The sequence below is a fragment of the Vibrio sinus genome (genome assembly GCF_023634645.1).
In the GTDB taxonomy this organism is placed as follows: Bacteria; Pseudomonadota; Gammaproteobacteria; order Enterobacterales; family Vibrionaceae; genus Vibrio; species Vibrio sinus.
Window position 1 is genome coordinate 49,176 of the sequence record NZ_JAMKMR010000017.1, and the last position, 17,235, is coordinate 66,410.

General features: G+C 46.3%; 17 protein-coding genes and 2 pseudogenes. 7 read left to right on the forward strand and 12 right to left on the reverse strand.

Annotated features, from left to right (window positions below):
- Nucleotides 1-5: 5 nt before the first annotated feature.
- Nucleotides 6-1,109 (forward strand): glycosyltransferase, encoded by a 1,104-nt coding sequence (locus tag M9194_RS16230; protein WP_250613733.1) that lies wholly within the window; start codon nucleotides 6-8, stop codon nucleotides 1,107-1,109.
- Nucleotides 1,110-1,265: 156 nt separating this feature from the next.
- Here M9194_RS16230 and M9194_RS16235 read toward each other — a convergent pair.
- A pseudogene (locus tag M9194_RS16235) lies at nucleotides 1,266-1,484 on the reverse strand (IS6 family transposase); the annotation flags it as partial.
- A gap of 2 nt (nucleotides 1,485-1,486) precedes the next feature.
- On the opposite strand from M9194_RS16235, the pseudogene M9194_RS16240 reads away from it, so the two are divergent.
- A pseudogene (locus M9194_RS16240) lies at nucleotides 1,487-2,005 on the forward strand (Tn3 family transposase); the annotation flags it as partial.
- Nucleotides 2,006-2,181: 176 nt separating this feature from the next.
- Nucleotides 2,182-2,436: a hypothetical protein gene (locus tag M9194_RS16245; RefSeq protein ID WP_250613735.1), complete on the forward strand. Its 255-nt coding sequence runs from the start codon at nucleotides 2,182-2,184 to the stop codon at nucleotides 2,434-2,436.
- Here the strand turns inward: M9194_RS16245 and M9194_RS16250 are convergent.
- Together M9194_RS16250 and M9194_RS16255 are read right to left on the reverse strand one after the other, a co-directional pair.
- A complete protein-coding gene (locus M9194_RS16250) occupies nucleotides 2,433-3,074 on the reverse strand; it encodes a lysophospholipid acyltransferase family protein (protein ID WP_250613736.1) in 642 nt (213 codons plus the stop codon). The two genes, M9194_RS16245 and M9194_RS16250, sit on opposite strands and share 4 nt — an antisense overlap.
- A gap of 9 nt (nucleotides 3,075-3,083) precedes the next feature.
- Nucleotides 3,084-4,016 carry a phosphatidate cytidylyltransferase gene (locus tag M9194_RS16255; RefSeq protein ID WP_250613737.1) on the reverse strand — a complete coding sequence of 311 codons (933 nt, stop codon included), beginning with the start codon at nucleotides 4,014-4,016 and terminating at the stop codon, nucleotides 3,084-3,086.
- A 426-nt stretch (nucleotides 4,017-4,442) separates the two neighbouring features.
- On the opposite strand from M9194_RS16255, the gene M9194_RS16260 reads away from it, so the two are divergent.
- Nucleotides 4,443-4,880, forward strand: a complete 438-nt coding sequence (locus tag M9194_RS16260; RefSeq protein WP_250613738.1) for an Hsp20 family protein — start codon at nucleotides 4,443-4,445, stop codon at nucleotides 4,878-4,880.
- Between the two features lie 74 nt (nucleotides 4,881-4,954).
- Here M9194_RS16260 and M9194_RS16265 read toward each other — a convergent pair whose 3' ends face one another.
- The 3 genes from M9194_RS16265 to glyQ form a co-directional block, all read right to left on the reverse strand.
- A complete protein-coding gene (locus tag M9194_RS16265) occupies nucleotides 4,955-6,205 on the reverse strand; it encodes a valine--pyruvate transaminase (protein ID WP_250613739.1) in 1,251 nt (416 codons plus the stop codon).
- Nucleotides 6,206-6,411: 206 nt separating this feature from the next.
- Complete coding sequence (gene glyS / locus M9194_RS16270; protein ID WP_250613740.1) at nucleotides 6,412-8,478, reverse strand: glycine--tRNA ligase subunit beta; 2,067 nt, start codon at nucleotides 8,476-8,478, stop codon at nucleotides 6,412-6,414.
- Between the two features lie 2 nt (nucleotides 8,479-8,480).
- Entirely contained in the window at nucleotides 8,481-9,401 is a 921-nt protein-coding gene (gene glyQ, locus M9194_RS16275; RefSeq protein WP_250613741.1) for a glycine--tRNA ligase subunit alpha, read from the reverse strand.
- A gap of 399 nt (nucleotides 9,402-9,800) precedes the next feature.
- Between glyQ and M9194_RS16280 the strand changes: the two genes are divergently transcribed.
- Both M9194_RS16280 and M9194_RS16285 read left to right on the forward strand, forming a co-directional pair.
- The gene (locus tag M9194_RS16280; RefSeq protein WP_250613772.1) at nucleotides 9,801-10,358 is read left to right on the forward strand and encodes a TMEM165/GDT1 family protein; all 558 of its coding nucleotides are present in this window, start codon (nucleotides 9,801-9,803) and stop codon (nucleotides 10,356-10,358) included.
- A gap of 128 nt (nucleotides 10,359-10,486) precedes the next feature.
- Complete coding sequence (locus M9194_RS16285) at nucleotides 10,487-10,741, forward strand: hypothetical protein (RefSeq protein ID WP_250613742.1); 255 nt, start codon at nucleotides 10,487-10,489, stop codon at nucleotides 10,739-10,741.
- A 16-nt stretch (nucleotides 10,742-10,757) separates the two neighbouring features.
- Here the strand turns inward: M9194_RS16285 and tusA are convergent, their stop codons facing one another.
- On the reverse strand, nucleotides 10,758-11,006 hold the full coding sequence (gene tusA, locus M9194_RS16290) for a sulfurtransferase TusA (protein ID WP_250613743.1): 249 nt from the start codon (nucleotides 11,004-11,006) through the stop codon (nucleotides 10,758-10,760).
- A 134-nt stretch (nucleotides 11,007-11,140) separates the two neighbouring features.
- Between tusA and M9194_RS16295 the strand changes: the two genes are divergently transcribed.
- Nucleotides 11,141-11,320 (forward strand): hypothetical protein, encoded by a 180-nt coding sequence (locus M9194_RS16295; RefSeq protein WP_250613744.1) that lies wholly within the window; start codon nucleotides 11,141-11,143, stop codon nucleotides 11,318-11,320.
- Between the two features lie 146 nt (nucleotides 11,321-11,466).
- On the opposite strand, the gene acuI is transcribed toward M9194_RS16295, so the two are convergent.
- From acuI to ilvM, 5 genes are all read right to left on the reverse strand, one after another.
- Nucleotides 11,467-12,447 carry an acrylyl-CoA reductase (NADPH) gene (gene acuI / locus M9194_RS16300; protein WP_250613745.1) on the reverse strand — a complete coding sequence of 327 codons (981 nt, stop codon included), beginning with the start codon at nucleotides 12,445-12,447 and terminating at the stop codon, nucleotides 11,467-11,469.
- A gap of 148 nt (nucleotides 12,448-12,595) precedes the next feature.
- Complete coding sequence (gene ilvA, locus M9194_RS16305) at nucleotides 12,596-14,125, reverse strand: threonine ammonia-lyase, biosynthetic (protein ID WP_250613746.1); 1,530 nt, start codon at nucleotides 14,123-14,125, stop codon at nucleotides 12,596-12,598.
- A 1-nt stretch (nucleotide 14,126) separates the two neighbouring features.
- Complete coding sequence (gene ilvD / locus M9194_RS16310) at nucleotides 14,127-15,968, reverse strand: dihydroxy-acid dehydratase (RefSeq protein ID WP_250613747.1); 1,842 nt, start codon at nucleotides 15,966-15,968, stop codon at nucleotides 14,127-14,129.
- Nucleotides 15,969-15,990: 22 nt separating this feature from the next.
- On the reverse strand, nucleotides 15,991-16,929 hold the full coding sequence (ilvE, locus tag M9194_RS16315; RefSeq protein WP_250613748.1) for a branched-chain-amino-acid transaminase: 939 nt from the start codon (nucleotides 16,927-16,929) through the stop codon (nucleotides 15,991-15,993).
- 16 nt (nucleotides 16,930-16,945) lie between these two features.
- Nucleotides 16,946-17,230: an acetolactate synthase 2 small subunit gene (gene ilvM / locus M9194_RS16320; protein WP_250613749.1), complete on the reverse strand. Its 285-nt coding sequence runs from the start codon at nucleotides 17,228-17,230 to the stop codon at nucleotides 16,946-16,948.
- Nucleotides 17,231-17,235 lie beyond the last annotated feature (5 nt).

Here is a 17,235-nt window from a genome sequence, read left to right on the forward strand (position 1 = left end):
CTTCCGTGTCTGACTCCCCCAAAAGCTGTGTTTTGTTCGTACCAAGCCTCATTGTAGGTGGCGCTGAAAAAGTTTTTGTCACACTGGCAAATCGTTTCGCACACGAAGGCTTGTGTGTCACCTTGCTAACACAAGGTATTAACAATGAACTGCGGCAAGAGGTGAATGAAAACGTTACTGTGCGTAGTCTCAATGTACGACGCTCCGTTTATGCCTTACCTTCCCTTATCCGTTTTTTTGTTACCGAAAAGCCAGACATCTTTGTATCAGGGCTACAAATGCCGAATGTTATTAGCAGTTTAGCCCATTTTATGAGCTGTTCGCGTGCAAAACACATTGTAACAGAACATAGTAATAGTGCCTCTCAGCTTGCGGAAATGCCTGGGTGGCGACGTATCTTGATGATTCGTGCTATACGCTGGAGTTATAAACGAGCGGCAAAAGTGGTGGCTGTATCGAAGGGAGTGAAGGAGTGCTTAGTCACCTCATATGCCATACCATGCGATCAAGTGAAAGTCATTCATAACCCTATCAATTTGGCGCTTGTACGCCAGCGTTCGCAAGACTCTATTACCCACCCTTGGTTTACAAAAACTGATATTCCCGTGGCTGTAGCCGTTGGCCGATTAACTCCTGCTAAGAATTTTTCCATGCTACTGGACGCGATGGTCGCCATACATAAAATGCGGCCGTTACGGCTGGTGATCGTTGGTGAAGGTGCGTTAAGATCTTCATTAGAGAACAAGATAGAACGGCTTGGCCTTTCTAGCCAGGTGATGCTTTTAGGATCACAAACCAACCCATTTCCATATATCGCTCAGGCGAACTTGTTGGCGGTCTCATCTTCTCGGGAGGGTTTTTCGAATGTCATTGTAGAAGCCCTGGCGCTTGGTACGCCTGTAGTGAGTACCAACTGTCCAAGCGGTCCTGCTGAAGTGCTCGAAGAGGGTGAATGGGGACGTTTAACCGCTGTGGACGACCCAAACGCACTGGCTGAGGCGATGTTAGATACTCTTGAAGAAGAGAAAAAAGTGTACTACCGTCGCGCAGACGCTTTTTCCGATATTTCTATTGCAAAACAATATATAAAATTATTTTTTGATGACTAAGAATGGATTTTCTAACGTGGTTCGTGCATGCTTTCAGCACCGTTCTCTACTTTTTTTATCTACGGAGCGCTTATTGCATCGCTATTTTTTGATGCTGTCAAACGGTTCTGTCGCAACGTTTATTCATGATGTGCAGGCAATAATCTCCAGACACAATTACCCTGTGAGAGCGTAAAATCGATCTACCGCGCTCTCGCCCTCCACGTCAATTTGTCCTCGTTTTAACATTGTCCACATTTCTCGACCATGCAGTGACGCTATTGCCCCTTCGACCGATTTCCAACCCGACAAGGCTTGACGAGTTTTCTGTTTCACCCAACGATGACTCTGCTCCACGATATTATTCAGGTATTTGACATTGCAAATATCTATCAAACACATCCACACAAAGTACTATTGTTAAAAAGCTTTCAGCCAACAAAAGAAACAGCCGAACACTTGCAGCACTTCATGAATATGATCGGTTAGTGAAATGTTTTTATGTACTTAATTGCATAAATAACAAGACGTTAAGGCAATTCGTTCAACAAGCATTAAACTGTGGAGAAGCGTACCATCAGTTACGTAAAGCTATTGCCTCAATCAATGGGAACCAATTTAGAGGAGGTAATGATTATTTAGTTGAACAATGGAATGACTGCGCTCGTTTGATCGCTAACTGCATTATCTATTACAACTCAGCGCTGCTATCTAGTTTGGCAGAAAAATTTGAGGCAGATAACAATCAACAAACCATCGATATGCTCACTCATTTATCTCCGGTCGCTTGGAGACATATTCAGTTGGCTGGTCACTATACGTTTGGTACTAACAAGAACAATATCGTATTAGAAAAGTTATTGGAAAATGTTGAGTCGTTAGTCAATGAAGAAGTAGCCTTAAATCAAGTTGCTTAGCTTACCCCCTTTTTTTCTCTCTAGCCCATGCCACGTAAGGGCTAGAGCGTCACTTTGGACTTTTCGCTGAAATGTGCGCATAACCCCATAATGGCCAGCTGATTGGCTGGTTTATTATCGTTATTACCGGGCTGATTCAGCAATATTATGCGCTTCGAGTTAGCCTAGACGCGGATTTGTTTTCTTGTGTAGCGGCCAGTATTCAGCGCTGTGTTGACTCTGAACAACCCTCTAGCCTAGAGCTGTCATTGCAGGCGCTTGATAGTCAATTGACTACCTTAGGGTTAAAAAAGCCGAGCCAAACAGGCCAGTCACTGGATGCTCGCTTTAAAGGAGCCATGCGGCTTTTAAAAGCTCAGCTTTTTTGCACGCTAATACAGGTGATATTACTTGTTACACTACTGGCATGTATCGGTTGGGCTTCCCTTTAGTCAGCGTGAGTGACAATGCATTCATTGGCCAGTTTTGCATAGTTTTTGCTCATCGTTAGAATAAAATCGTCGGCGTCGTTAAAACGTTTGATTGGCTCGCCGAGAACGACGTCACAGTTAAAAGGTACCAACATAGCGGTGCCTTTAGGCAATGATAGACCCAGCCCCCTCATTACCACGGGAAGAACAGGGCAGTCTGAATGGGATTTGACTAGATGATAAATGCCCTTTTTTATCTCGCTCATCACCTCTGGTTTTCCACGGCTTCCTTCCGGAAAAATTAAAAGTATGTCTCCGTTTTGCAACGCTTTATGGCACTGGTCAAACACAGAGTGACGCTCAGCTGGATTAGGCGAGCGATGAATCGGGATGATGCCCAGCACTTTAAGGGAAAGCCAAGCCATGAATTTATTCGCCAGAAAATAGTCGGCTGCCGCGACTGGCCTCACTTTATGTACCATAGCCAGTGGAAACAAAGACAGCAGAACCAAGGTATCAAGGTGACTGTTGTGATTTGCGGCAATGACCATTGGCCCCTGAGTTGGCAGGCGCTCTCGGTTGATAATATTGAGACCTAAGCCAATCAAAACTAATGGTCGAACAAACAAGACAATAAATGCGATTTTTAACATGTTCATCCTTATACCCTAGTAGTGGAGATAGTAGATAAAGTGGAAAAACAATGGAGTGGTAAACATCAAACTGTCCATGCGATCGAGTATGCCACCATGGCCTGGTATCAATTGGCTGGTGTCTTTTATTTTTAGATCGCGCTTGACCGATGACATGACTAAATCACCAATAAAGCCACTAAAGGCGATGATAAGCCCGGCGAGTAAACCTTGATTGGCCGATAGCGGAGTCAAGTATGGGGCAACAAAGTAGCTCAGTATTGTGGTAGTAGCAGCGCCACCAATAAAGCCTTGCCAGGTTTTGTTCGGGCTAACTTTTGGCACAATCTTATGCTTACCAAAGCACTTGCCCCATACATATTGGCACACGTCGTTAAATTGGGTGGCACTCAACAAAAACAGAATCATGCCCACGGAGCCAGCTTGAAGATTAAGACTTGGCAGCGTTAATAGATAAGCCATGTGACTTACGCAAAAAACCGTGAGCATCAATGCCCAATGAATAATACCAGCAGAGCGAATAAATCCTTTAGTCTCGCCAACGAGTACGGCCACCATAGGTAAATATAAAAACATGTAGACTGGGATAAAAATGATAAACATGCCGTACCAACCGATGGAGACCCAGTAATACTGAAGCGGTATGCACAGATAGGCCCAAAATATCACCCGTCTATCAGCGATGCGTATCGGCACGATAGAGAGAAATTCTTTCAGTGCCATGAAGCTCAAAATGGCAATAAATACCAGCGTGAAGGATTTAGGCAAAGCAAGTGCAATAAAGAGTATGGCTATCATCCACCACCAGGAGCGGATTCGTAGTTTCAGCTCAGTGTAATCTTTATCCTTATTGCGGTGAGACAAAAATAGGTAAATTAGGGTGCCGATGATGAGGACTAGGCTAATGCCTGCCATCATCACAAATGAATGGGGAGGGAGGTTAGCCATTAAATACCTCAATAGTATGATGACAAATGCTGCTAATAGTTTGATATTGCATAGAGAGCGCTTTTACATTGCATTGTTCTGCAAGAACGTTTTAGCCATGGATGCTAACATAAAATGGATATGCGCTGATGTTCATTTGTCGGGAAATAATATCCATATCGCTTGGTTGGATAGCAGCTTGAAGGAGTGCAGAAAAATTTTCCAGCGCCCTTGATTATCAATTTATTGCCCCTATATCTAGTTATGAAGAGGATGCCAACAGGGCCTCTGACCCGCGCCAAACAAGTTTCGCTCATGTAGAGGAAGCAAAGCTTGGCAAATTTGAAAACTCGTTCACTCTTACGTCCCAAGCTAGAGCCGTGGAGTTGAGATGAACGTGCTCGCCAACAACTGGCGACGCTATTGCTTATTAAAGAGGATAGTACTATGCGTAATTTAGATTTCTCACCTTTATACCGTAATGCGATTGGTTTTGACCGTCTGTTTAATTTGATGGAAGCCAACAACAGCAAGAACGGTTCTTCGGGTTACCCTCCATACAACATCGAACAGCAAGATGAAAACAAGTACCGTATTACTATGGCGGTTGCAGGTTTTGCTGAAGATCAGCTTGAAATCACTCAAAAAGAAAATATGTTAGTGGTTCGTGGAGAGCAAAAAGCCGCAGAAGAAAAGAACTATGTCTATCAAGGTATTGCTGAGCGCGATTTTGAACGTAAGTTCCAGCTGGCCGACTATGTAAAAGTCATCGGCGCTGAAATGGAAAACGGTCTTCTTCATGTTGATTTAGAGCGTGAAATTCCAGAAGCGATGAAGCCACGTAAAATTGCGATTAACGGCAGTAAGCTGATAGAAAACAGCTAATCAATAGTTGTGAAAGGTAGAGAAAGAGCGCTATTTAGCGCTCTTTTAACATGTACGGCATGGAAAGTGAGTGACTAGCTTTCTGCAAATGCTTTTTCAATCTCTTGCGCAATGATCCCTATGCCTTTTTTCATCGTATCTTCCGGTTGAACATAGTTCATTCGCAAACACTGATGGCCATGTTGCCAGTCATCTTGTTGGCCAAAGAAGAAATATTCTCCGGGTACGATCAACACTCCTCTGGCTTTTAAGCGCTGATAAAGCTCCATAGTGGTAATGGGCAAGTCCTTAAACCAAAGCCAAAGAAACATCGCACCTTCCGGTTTGTGAATTCTAAAGCGCTCATCTGGGATGGCATTTTGTAACCACTCTACTGCCTGCTGAGACTTATTTTTGTAGAAAGGTTTAATGACCTCTCGGCTCATTTTAAGCAAGTCGCCTTTTTGGATCATATGGTTCGCAATTGCCGGTCCCATGCTGCCTGGGGCTAAGCTAATCACCCCGTTTAGGTTGGTCAGTGCTTTGGTGATCTCTTCATTGGCAATGATGATGCCACAGCGTAGTCCTGGTAGGCCAAGTTTAGAAAGGCTTTTACATAGAATGGTGTTTTCATTCCAAAATGGTTTGACGTCTTCGAAAATAATTCCCGGGAAAGGCACGCCATAGGCATTATCGATAATGAGAGGAATGTTGTTGGCGCGTGCCAGCTTATCCAGCTTCTGAACTTCGAGATCGGTTAACACATTGCCCGTCGGGTTGGTCGGGCGGGATGCACAAATAGCGGCAATAGAATCATCGATGGCGATTTTTTCAAAATCGACATGATATTTAAACTGTCGATTTTCAAGTAGCTCGATTTCTGGGTTATAAGAGACAAAGATATCATCCGCAACGCCTGCATCGGCATAACCGATATATTCTGGCGCGAGGGGCAAAAGAATGCGTTTGTTCGAGCCGTCAGCTTGCTTACCAGCCAACAGATTGAAAAGGTAGAAAAAGCCACTTTGGCTACCGTTGGTTAAGGTAATGTTTTTTTCACTGATGTCCCAACCATAGTTTTCTTTCAGTAACGCGGCTAGCGATTTGATAAAGGTATTTTTACCTTGTGGTCCATCATAGTTGGTAATCGAGGCAATTAGGTCGCCATTTTGCAACATTTCTTCACTGACTTGGCGAAAATATTCGAGCATTTCAGGTATTGCGGCTGGGTTACCGCCTCCGAGCATGATGGCGCCTGGAGTGCGGAGTCCATCATTTAAATCATCCATTAGTTGCGTAATACCAGAATATCGATTGAATTTTTCACCAAAGTTAGAAAATTGCATTATTTACTTTACCCACTGTTGTAGTAATTAGAAAACTCTAGGCAACCTGAAGGGGCAGGTGCACGGTACAAATAGCAAAGCCAAAATTTATGAACCATTGAACATACCGCAATGCAATTGAGCTTCATAGTCATTATTGTTTAATTTCGATAAAAAAACCCAGCTTTGTCAGCTGGGTTTGTTTTGGGCAAATTGTGAGCTTGAAGCTACTTTTGTAACAGCGAAATGTCGGCAACTTTGAGGAAAAGGTTGCGCAACTTGTTAAGCAAGGTGAGACGATTAAGTTTTAATGCCTCATCTTCTACCATCACCATGACATTGTCGAAGAATGCATCGACTGGCTCTCGTAGTGCTGCTAACTGGCTCAAGGCTTGCTGGTAGTTACCCGTTGCAAATGCGGGCTCTAAAGCTTCCGCTAGGACTTCAACATTTTCAGCCAGTGTTTTTTCGGCGTCTTCTTGCAGCAATGACAAGTCGATTTCTTCAGCTAGCTCGCCAGAGAATTTGGCCAAAATATTACCAACACGTTTGTTCGCGGCCGCAAGCGATTCTGCTTCATCTAAACCTCGGAAGTGAGAGACCGCTTTAACACGTTGATCGAAGTCAGACGGTTTAGTTGGATGACGAGCCAGTACCGCTTGGATGATATCAATGCTAAAGCCAGCATCTTGATACCAAGCCCTAAAGCGGCCAAGCATAAACTCAATCACATCTGATTCAACGTTAGCATTGGTTAGCTTATCGCCAAACAGTGATTTAGCTTTGCTTATCAGGTCGGTTAAATCCAGTTGGTAGCCGTTTTCTACAATAATGCGCAGTACACCGAGCGAGGCGCGGCGCAGAGCAAATGGGTCACTGCCTTTCGGCGCTTGACCTATGCCAAAAATGCCAACGATGGTGTCCAGCTTATCGGCCATGGCAACAGCAGATGAGATGCCATTGCTTGGTAGCTCGTCACCAGCAAAACGAGGCATGTATTGCTCGTTCAGAGCCAGTGCAACCTGCTCGTCCTCACCGTCGTGGCGAGCATAATGCATGCCCATAACACCTTGGGTATCGGTGAACTCAAACACCATAGATGTCATCAAATCACACTTTGCTAGCAGCGCAGCGCGCTTTGATTTTTCAACATCAGCGCCAATCTTGTCCGCAATATAGCCCGCCAGCTCAGTGATGCGGTCGGTTTTATCTTTAATCGTACCAAGTTGTTTTTGGAAGATAGCCGTTTCTAGCTCAGGTAGGCGATCCACTAACGGACGTTTACGGTCAGTATTGAAGAAAAACTCTGCATCGGCTAGACGTGGGCGAACCACTTTTTCGTTGCCTTCAATGACGTATCTTGGTTCTTTAGATTCGATGTTGGAGACGAAAATAAAGTTAGGCAGTAGGTTTTTATTATCGTCGTAAACTGGGAAGTACTTTTGATCGCCCTTCATGGTGTAAACCAATGCTTCTGAAGGCACTTTCAAGAACTCTTGCTCAAATTTAGCCGTCAATACCACTGGCCATTCAACCAAAGATGTGACTTCTTCAACCAGATCGTCTTCTAGATCCGCGGTGCCACCCACTTGCGTGGCGGCTTTTTGCGCATCAGCCAAGATGATAGCTTTACGCGCTTCATAGTCGGCGATGACTTTGCCACGCTCAGCCAGAATGTCTGGGTACTGATCAGCCGACTCAATGGTGAACTCTTGTTCGCCCATAAAGCGGTGGCCGCGAATGGTACGGTTCGATTGTACGCCTAGGATTTCGCCTGCGATCAGTTCATCACCCATCAAGATGGTGAGGGTTTTTACTGGGCGGATGAACTGGGTGGTTTTGTTACCCCAACGCATGGGTTTTGCGATTGGCAGGTTGGCCAAAGCTTTGGCGGCTAGGTCAACGACGATATCTGAAGTCGGCTTACCTTTGACTTCTTGTTTGAACAGCAACCACTCGCCTTGGTCTGTGGTCAGACGCTCAGCTTGGTCAACGGTAATGCCATTGCCACGTGCCCAGCCTTGCGCGGCCTTGGTGGCATTGCCTTCAGCGTCGAACGCAACCGAAATCGCAGGGCCACGTTTTTCTACTGTCTTATCGGCTTGACCTTCTGCTAGAGCCGAGACTTTAAGGGCTAAACGGCGAGGAGCGGCAAACCACTTCACACCTTGGTGATCAAGCTCCGCGCTTTTTAACTCAGCTTCAAAGTTGGCCGCAAACGCTTCAGCTAAGGTGCGTAGCTGTGTTGGTGGCAGCTCTTCGGTGCCCAGTTCAATTAAAAAATTCTTTGCCATGATTACTTCTCCTCATCCTTTTTACACATTGGGAAGCCAAGTGCTTCTCGTGACGCGTAGTACGCTTGCGCAACCGCTTTGGTTAGGTTACGAATACGCAGGATGTAACGCTGACGCTCGGTAACTGAAATAGCTTTGCGTGCATCAAGTAGGTTGAAGGCATGGCCTGCTTTTAAAATACGCTCGTATGCAGGAAGCGGAAGTGGCTTTTCAAGCTCAAGTAAGGCTTTGGTCTCTTTTTCGCACTGATCAAAAAAGCCAAATAGGAAGTCCACATCTGCATGTTCGAAGTTATAGGTGGATTGCTCAACTTCGTTTTGGTGGAAAATATCGCCATAAGTCACTTTGCTGCCATCTGGGGCAATATTCCAAACCAGATCGTACACAGAATCGACTTCTTGGATGTACATAGCAAGACGCTCGATACCATATGTGATTTCACCCGTTACTGGCTTACACTCAAGACCACCGACTTGTTGGAAGTAGGTAAATTGGGTGATTTCCATCCCGTTTAACCACACTTCCCATCCTAGACCCCAAGCGCCTAATGTTGGATTTTCCCAGTTGTCTTCAACAAATCGAATATCGTGAACTAATGGGTCGACACCAAGTACTTCCAGTGATCCTAAATACAGCTCTTGAATATTGTCCGGAGATGGCTTTAACGCCACTTGAAACTGGTAGTAGTGCTGTAGACGGTTTGGGTTCTCACCATAACGTCCATCAGTCGGACGACGAGAGGGTTGAACGTAAGCCGTCGACATTGGTTCTGGACCAAGTGCTCGAAGGCAAGTCATAGGGTGAGACGTGCCGGCACCCACTTCCATGTCCAGCGGCTGAACTATGGTACAGCCATTTTGAGCCCAATAATCCTGCAGCGCGAGGATCATTCCCTGGAAAGTTTTGATATCGTATTTTTGCATAGTCAGGTTCGCGCGAAATTGATAAATAATTCGATAAAAATAGCGGCCCAGTATACCTATATATCGCGTGGCCGAGTAGGGGTAATCATGCTTAATTAATAAACTAACTGGAAAATAGTGCTTCTGACCTGAGGAAAGGTGGTGTTTTGCTTATTGACTGACTTGCTTTTAGCGATCGGTTTGACTAGAATTTGCCCGTCTTTGGGGAGTAGCTTAGTTAACTCATTTCACTGTGTTAACTTCGTCCGTCAACATAATTGGTGCCCAATCACCATGGCGTTCGAGACTAGAAGCCTTTTTAGTTTAGCAAGACCTTAGACAAGCATCGTGAACCGAGGCAGGGGCGCGGCGTTTGTCTATGGTTTAAATATAATAAACCCCAGCCTCACTGAGCTTAATGTGAGTGTTCTAGCAACATCTATAACCAGTATAGCCTTGGCTGAAATTGGCGATAAAACGCAACTTTTGTCGTTATTGCTGATTAGCCGCTATCGAAAACCGCTAAGTATTATCCTTGGAATTTTTACGGCGACCCTTCTCAACCACTTTGTTGCGGCATGGTTTGGTGTGGTTCTGGCTGACTTTTTGTCCCCCACGGTATTAAAGTGGCTGGTGGTGCTGAGTTTTGCGTCCATGGCATTGTGGGTACTCTTCCCAGATAAGCTGGAAGACCAACAATCGTTTTCCAGCCGGGGCCCCTTTTTAGCCAGCTTTATTGCGTTTTCTATTGCTGAAATTGGTGATAAAACTCAGATAGCGACATCGATTTTAGGCGCACAATATTCTCATGCATTGGGCTGGGTTGTTTTGGGAACAACCATTGGCATGATGCTGGCGAATGTGCCAGTCATACTCCTTGGACAGCTGTCCGCAGATAAAATCCCTATGTCACTGGTAAGGAAGATAACCGCAGTGGCGTTTGTCATCATGGCCATTCTGGCTTGGATGTCGCTATAACCGGCTGGGTGGCTGCCAGATTTGTAGCATCTTTGCAGCAATTGGCAGCCTGTTTGATCATTGGCAAATTTACCCGTCATCAGCCATGCTAATCTGGTGACAGAAGATTGGCGAATGAGGGCGACACCATGCTTACACGTTATACTGGCATGACAGCAAAAAACCAAAGCTATTTGTTTACTTTTGGTTTTGTTTTAACCGTCTTAGGTATGGGCCTAACAGATCTTTGGCTGCCCATGGTGGTCGGTGCGATTCTTATGTCGGCACTGATGGCTGAGTCGTGGATACGTGTTGCTCATATTATTCCAATGCATAAAGAGCTGAGAAATTTAAAACAACAAGTGGATCAGTTAAAACAGCAAAGTCACTCACAGGAAGAGTGACGTCGGGCATCTCTGGTTATTCTGTGCCTTTTCGAATGAGGTATTGATAAGGCAGCTCATTGGTTTGAGAATCAATCAGCTGATGATCCATAAAGCGACAGAAACTCGGTATATCACGAGTGGTCGATGGGTCGTCAGCGTTCACTAACAGCACTTCACCATCTTTCATTTGCCTGATGAGCTTTCTCACCATCATCACAGGTTCCGGGCAGCGCAAGCCTTCCGCTTCAAGAGTGTGGGTAGCAAGTTCTGAGTTCAGCGCCATAAATGTAATCTGTGTTCAATTTTATAAAATATAGAGGATACAGGGAGTAAAAAAATATTCAATCACCTCTTGGCAAAGTGATCTTTTTCCTTTAACGTAATTAACAAGTTAGTAACATTGAGTCTAAGGCGCACATGTTGACGGCAAGAGATAGGTTGACGATTTATTCTGTCCTCTGTGTGGTCGCAGCTTGTGCCTTGGTCTTTCGAACAACGGCCAACGTTTCGTGGCTGCCAGTCATAGGTTTGAGTGCATCCATTGTAGGGATCTGGCTTGAAAGATTTCGCTGGCGCGAAGAACCTCACGACCATTAGAACGAACACATTCCGACACTATCCCCATTTTTCTTGGGCTTCCCCGCTGAAAGGCGGGATTTTTTTCATCCTTTTGTCATGCAGCCAAGCCTAGTAAGTATGTAAGCTAAGGCACCAAAGCCTTAGCTATTGGCCTTGAATGGTGCTTATAGTTTTATCACCACGCGACCAGTCACCTGTCCATTGGTGATGTCCTCGGCGTATTTTGCCGCTTCATTGAGGCTTATTTCGGTACATGCCTGCTCAAAATAACTGGCTGGTAGCAGCTCAGATAAGGACTGCCATGCCTGAATACGTTTTTCTGAGGGGCAAGAAACAGAATCGATACCTTGCAAGCGAACATTTCGCAAAATAAATGGCATGACGGTGGTGGGTAGATCAAAGCCTCCAGCAAGACCGCATGCAGCAACCGTGCTGTTGTAGTCCATTTGTGCTAGCACTTTGGCCAGCACTTTGCTGCCAACGGTATCGATAGCTCCTGCCCAGATCTGCTTTTCCAGTGGGCGGCTAGGCTCTTCGAACTCTGTGCGGTCAATAACGCGCGTTGCACCGAGCTCTTTTAGTAGTGGGCCATTTTGTTCGATGCGCCCTGTTACGGCCGCGACTTGGTAGCCGAGTTTCGCCAGTAAACAAATCGCGACAGAGCCGACACCACCACTGGCACCCGTCACCAAAATTTCACCTGACTGTGGGGTGATCTCAGAATCAAGCAAGGCTTGCACGCATAGCATGGCGGTAAAGCCTGCGGTACCAACCATCATGGCCTTTTTGCTGTCTAACCCTTTAGGTAGTGGTACTAACCAATCCGCTTTTAGGCGTGCTTTTTGCGCCATTCCGCCCCAGTGATTTTCTCCCACTCCCCAGCCAGTTAGCACGACTTCATCACCCTGCTTGTAGCGAGCGTCATCAGAAGAAAGGACTCGTCCAGCGAGATCGATGCCGGGCACCATAGGGAAGTTACGGATAATTTTGCCTTTTCCGGTAATGGCCAAACCATCTTTGTAATTGAGAGAAGAATAATCGACATCAATTAGGACGTCGCCTTCAGGAAGGCGAGACTCATCTAAGGGTTCGATTTGTGCAACGGTTTTTTTCTCGATTTGATTAAGAACTAAAGCATTAAACATGGCTGGCTCCGAAAGAAAAATGATACGAAAGTATGCGTGTGCTCTGTGAAAGTGCAACCATAGCACTATGGCGAAGAAGATAATATAGAACAATATCAATCATTGGGATGATGACCAGCCGATGGACTGGTCATCAGGTTGAGCAAGATTAAGACAGAAAAAACTGATAGGAAGGGTTGTCGGTTTCATCTTTGCACTGGTATCCCAACTCGCGCAAATGGGCTGAAAATCGGGCCAAGTCAGACTCTTGTAACTCAAAACCACACAAGACTCGGCCATAGTCGGCACCGTGGTTGCGGTAATTGAATAAACTGATGTTCCAATGAGTACCCAGCGTGCTAAGAAAATTCAGCAATGCGCCAGGGTATTCAGGAAACTCAAAGCTATACAGTCTTTCTTGCAGTGGTTTGGATGGTCTGCCACCAATCATATAGCGGATGTGCAGTTTGGCCATTTCATCATCGGATAAGTCCACAACGGGATACCCGCCATCACGCAAGTCTTGAATGATGCTGTCAAGCTCTTCTTGGCCGTCTTGCAGGCGTACGCCAACAAAAATATTGGCGAGCGACTCATCGCCAAATCGGTAATTGAACTCAGTGACGGCTCTTCCGCCAATCAAGTTGCAGAACTCAAAAAATGCGCCTTGACGCTCTGGGATGGTGACGGCAAGTAAACCTTCTCGTTTCTCACCCAACTCCGAACGCTCAGAAATATAACGTAAGCCATGAAAGTTAGTGTTGGCGCCCGATAAAATCGTGCCAAGCTTCTTGTCACGCAGCTGGTTAACTTCAGCGTATTTTTTTAAGCCAGCCAGAGCTAACGCACCAGAGGGCTCAGCAATCGCGCGAGTGTCTTCAAAAATATCTTTTACCGCTGAGCAAATTTCATCGCTGCTAACGCTAACGTGCCCGTCGATATACTCTTGGCACAGACGAAACGTCTCATGGCCAATTTGTTTGACTGCAACGCCATCGGCAAACATGCTGATTTGATCGAGCACGACGGGTTCACCAGCATCTAAAGCCGCTTTTAGACAAGAAGAGTCTTCCGGCTCCACCGCGATGACCTTGACGTCCGGCATCAGTTGCTTAACCAGTACCGCAACACCAGCGGCTAAGCCGCCACCACCAACAGGAACAAAGATGCAGTCCAAATGGCCATTTTGCTGCAGCATTTCCATGCCAATGGTGCCTTGTCCAGCGATGACCAAGGGGTGATCAAAGGGAGGCACAAAGGTGTAGCCATGTTGCGCGGCTAAGCGCTGCGCTTCTGCTTTCGCTTCATCAAAATTATTGCCATGTAAGATAACTTGGCCGCCAAATCCCCTTACAGCATCTACTTTGATATCCGGAGTGGTGTTTGGCATCACTATGGTGGTTTTGACACCCAATTTAGTACCAGAAAGCGCCATGCCTTGAGCGTGGTTACCCGCTGAGGCCGCTATTACGCCAGCCGATTTTTGCGACTCAGATAAATTAGACACCATGTTGTACGCGCCGCGCAGCTTGAATGAATGCACGGGTTGGCGGTCTTCGCGCTTGAGCTGTACTTGGTTGCCGATTCTTTCTGAAAGCCGAGGCATGTCTTGCAATGGTGTGACCACCGCAACTTCGTATACCGGGGCCCTGAGAATTTGGCGCAGATAATCTGCGCCAGTTTGTTTGGTCAAAGTCATACTAGCCCTCGAGCAATGATTTATCCCTTACGGCACCTTTATCTGCACTGGTTGCCATGCTTGCATACGCTTTTAACGCGAATGACACTTCACGTTGGCGATCGACAGGCTTCCAGCCTTGCGCGTCTTTCGCTTCGCGTCGAGCGTTTAGCTCTTGTTTGCTGACGTCTAACTCAATAGTACGGTTAGGAATATCGATGGTAATGGTATCGCCAGGCTCAACTAGGCCAATTGTGCCACCATTGGCCGCTTCTGGAGAAACGTGGCCAATGGAAAGACCTGAGGTGCCACCTGAGAAGCGACCATCGGTAAGTAGTGCACATTCCTTACCCAATCCCATGGATTTTAGGTAGGTAGTTGGATACAGCATCTCTTGCATGCCTGGACCACCTTTTGGTCCTTCATAGCGTATAACGACGACATCGCCCGCTTTTACCGCACCACTAAGAATGCCGTCTACGGCATCTTCTTGGCTCTCAAAGACAACCGCTGGGCCTTGGAACTTGAGGATACTTTCATCAACACCCGCAGTTTTGACGATGCAGCCATCTAAGGCGATATTGCCTTTGAGTACCGCAAGTCCGCCGTCTTGACTGTAAGCGTGAGATTTTTCTCGAATGCAGCCTTCTTGGCGATCGTCATCCAGTGAGTCCCAGCGACAATCTTGTGAGAATGCTTCAGTAGTGCGGATACCTGCTGGGCCTGCTCGATAAAAGGCTTTGACCTCGCTTGAGTCAGTTTGCTTAATATCGTATTGAGCAAGTTGTTGATCAAGCGTCAAGCCCAACACCGTACTCACTTGATTGTTGATCAAACCTGCGCGATTAAGCTCAGCTAAGATACCGATAACGCCCCCAGCACGGTGTACATCTTCCATGTGATATTTCGGCGTCGATGGTGCCACTTTGCAAAGGTGCGGCACTTGGCGAGACATGCGATCAATGTCTCCCATATCAAAATCGATTTCGCCTTCTTGAGCTGCGGCAAGTAGATGAAGCACGGTATTGGTCGAACCGCCCATCGCAATATCCAGCGCCATGGCGTTTTCAAAGGCCGCTTTACAAGCGATATTGCGTGGTAGGGCCGTTGAGTCATCTTGTTCGTAGTATCGTTTTGTCAGCTCAACAATACGTTTACCCGCGTTAACAAACAGTTGTTTGCGATCGGCGTGAGTGGCGAGCATTGAACCGTTACCTGGCTGAGAAAGGCCAAGTGCTTCGGTTAGACAGTTCATTGAATTGGCGGTGAACATTCCAGAGCACGAGCCGCAGGTTGGGCACGCAGAACGTTCAATTTGTTCACTTTGTTCATCAGAAACCGTCGGATCGGCACTTTTCATCATGGCATCGACTAAATCAAGTTTAATGATTTGATCGGACAGTTTAGTCTTACCTGCCTCCATGGGGCCGCCGGAAACAAAAATCACCGGGATGTTAAGGCGCATGGAAGCCATGAGCATTCCGGGAGTGATTTTGTCACAGTTGGAAATACACACCATGGCATCGGCGCAATGCGCGTTGACCATATATTCAACAGAGTCGGCAATCAGCTCGCGTGACGGGAGTGAATACAGCATCCCCCCGTGTCCCATAGCGATGCCATCATCGACGGCGATGGTGTTGAACTCTTTTGCAATGCCACCCGCTTGTTCAATTTCTTTAGCAACAAGTTGCCCTAAGTCTTTTAAATGTACGTGGCCAGGTACAAATTGGGTGAAGGAATTGACAACCGCAATGATAGGTTTGCCAAAATCTTCATCTTTGATGCCAGTGGCTCGCCATAAAGCGCGAGCCCCTGCCATGTTACGGCCATGTGTTGTGGTTGCAGAACGATACTTCGGCATTGTATTTTTATCCTTATACGTTTTATGCTCGGTCTGGATAGACATAATCTAGCCAGCCCCATTTGTCTTCAGTGCTTCCATTAAATAGTCCAAAATAGGCAGACTGGAGCTCCTCGGTGATAGGACCACGCTTGCCTGAGCCCACTTCAATTTTATCTATGCTGCGAACCGGAACGATTTCAGCAGCGGTACCCGTCATGAAAATCTCATCAGCAAGATATAAGGCTTCTCTCGCGATGTTGGCTTCTTCTACTCGGTAGCCTTTGTCTTTAGCGATAGTCATGATGGTGTCTCGGGTAATACCAGGTAAGATAGCGCTGGTGGCGGGAGGGGTTGTAATCAAACCGTCTTTGATGACAAAGATGTTTTCTCCAGCACCTTCTGATAAATACCCATCGACGCTAAGCGCAATACCTTCATCGTAGCCATGGCGTCTTGCCTCACCGCCTACCAATAGAGACGATAAATAGTTACCACCAGCCTTGGCCGCGGTTGGGATGGTATTTGGTGCGGCGCGATTCCAGCTTGAAATCATGGCATCAACACCGTTTTCCAATGCTTCTTCACCAAGATAGGCACCCCACGGGAACGCTGCGATGATGACGTCCATATTGGTATCGGCTGGTGGACATACTCCTAGGCCGACATTGCCGACAAAACCGAGTGGGCGAATATAAGCAGAGCTGAGTTTGTTAGCGCGGATGGTTTCTCTGGTCGCTTCCATGATTTCTTCAACGGAATAAGGAATAGGGAAGCGATAGATCTTAGCGGAATTGTGTAGGCGCTGTGCGTGCTCTCGATGGCGGAAAACAATAGGCCCTTTGGGCGTATCATAGCAACGTACTCCTTCAAACACAGAAGTTCCATAATGCATCGCATGCGTCAATACGTGGACGTTTGCTTCTTCCCATGGAACCATTTCACCGTTGAACCAGATGTAGTCTGCTGTTTTCTTAGCCATTTGTTATTTTCCTTTATTAAGCACAAATATGTTGTTGGAGATTGTTGTTGGGTAGTTCGTTGTTATGGATTGCGGTTACTTCGACTGTACGAACGTCCCAAAGTTTTTCAATTTGATTTATCAAAAATGAAATCGGACGGTCACTGTCGACAATAATTTCAACGCTGGCAACCTTACTTTCATGATTTTGTGTTGCAGCTATCTGCTTGATGATAAAGCCGCGATGACGAATGACACGTAAGATGCGCTCGACCAATACGGGTTTGTCTTGCGCTTTGATGTCGATTAAATATCTGTCCATTGGTC